The following is a 1525-nucleotide window of genomic DNA, read 5'->3' as shown; positions in this document are numbered from 1 at the left end:
CCGGTCGCCCGCGCGAGCACTTGCTCGACGACGCCGCAGCGCTGGCCCGAGTGCCGGCGTGCGCTGGTCAGTCGCACCAGCACCTCGTCGCCGGTATGCGCATCGCGCATATCGGCCGGCGCGATAAAGATTTCGGCTTGGCGGCCTTCCGCGACCGCCTCATGCGGTCGGAGATAGCCCGCCCCCGAGCCGATCTTCTTGACGATTCCCTCGACCAGGCCGGCGGAATGCCGTGGACGCAGGCCGCCCTTCTTCCCCTCCTTCAATCGCTGCGACTCTACAAGTTGCTGCAATGCTTCGCGGAATTCGGGCAGCTGCTTCTTCGTGATTTTGAGGCGCTTGGCCAGAGCGGCAGGCCGCAGCGGCTTCACGCCGGGCTCGCTGAGCACATCGAGAATTCGCCGCTCGAGATCGGACATGAGATAGTTCGCCGCGCCAGCCGATCAGCATCGGGTGGCACTGGCGGCTTGTCCGCCAGTGTCTTTGCTCGCAATGGAAAGGCTCACTGGCGGACGAGCCGCCAGTGCCACCCGGTCTTCACGATGTTCCGGCAGAGACGCCCTTATACAGCTTCCGATCGAGCCGCGGGGAATAGGGGGTCCAGTTCGAGCCCGCATTGGGATCGTCCTGGATCGAGCGGGCGAATTCGTGGACCTTGGCGTCCAGGTTGTCGAGGTGGTGCAGGGCGATCGCCTCGGGAGTCATCGGCAGTTTCGGGCTGCCGAATTCGTACGTACCGTGGTGGCTCAGAATCATGTGCTTCAGCCGCAGAGTGATTTCGATCGGGAACGGTTGACCGCTCAGCCGCGTGACTTCGGCGATCTTGGCGTCGAGGATCTCAAGCGCGATGGCCAGGTGCCCCAAAAGCTGCCCTTCGTCGGTATAGGCGAAGGCGGTCGTGTAGCTCATCTCGCGGATCTTGCCGAGGTCGTGCAAGAAAATCCCCGCCCGGAGCAGGTTGAAGTCAATCTTGGGGTAGAGATCTTCGATCCGCTGGGCCGTCTCGAGAATATTGACGACGTGCTCGAGCAATCCGCCGTGATAGGCGTGATGGGCCTTGATCCCGGCCGGCGCGAGCGCAAAGTCGCGCATGAGGTCCGGATCGGCCAGGAAGCGTTCCATGAGCAATTTGAGATGCGGCTCGCTGATCGAGAGCAGGATCTCTCTCAGGCGCAAGAGCATCTGGTCGACGTTCTTGTTCGTGGTGGCGTGAAAGTCGGACGGATCGATCCCGTTCGAGGGAATCGGCTGGATGTGGGTCAAGATAATCTGCAGCGCGCCCTGATAGAGCTGCACCTTCCCCTTGACCTTCACAAAATCGCCGGCATTGAGGGGAGCGACCGATGTCTCGGTCATGTTCCACATCAAGCCGTTGATGATCCCCGTCCGGTCGCGCAGCGTAGCCAGCAAGTACAGGCTGGCATTGCGGTTTGCGCGGAGCTGCTTGTCCGCCAGTAGGAAGACCTCTTCGACCGACTCACCGTCGCCTAATTGATTGACGTATCGCCGTGCCATGGCCCCCGCG

At 62.2% G+C, this 1525-nt stretch carries 2 protein-coding genes; both read right to left on the bottom strand.

What is annotated here, in order from left to right; genetic code table 11:
* A partial coding sequence (locus tag VGY55_11485; GenBank protein HEV2970582.1) for a hypothetical protein occupies window positions 1-419 on the bottom strand: 419 nt, incomplete at its 3' end.
* A gap of 118 nt (window positions 420-537) precedes the next feature.
* The coding region (locus VGY55_11480) for an OB-fold nucleic acid binding domain-containing protein (protein ID HEV2970581.1) at window positions 538-1525 on the bottom strand (988 nt) is incomplete at its 5' end.

Source organism: Pirellulales bacterium (genome assembly GCA_035939775.1).
In the GTDB taxonomy this organism is placed as follows: domain Bacteria; phylum Planctomycetota; class Planctomycetia; order Pirellulales; family DATAWG01; genus DASZFO01.
This window is presented reverse-complemented; position numbering and strand designations above follow the sequence as displayed.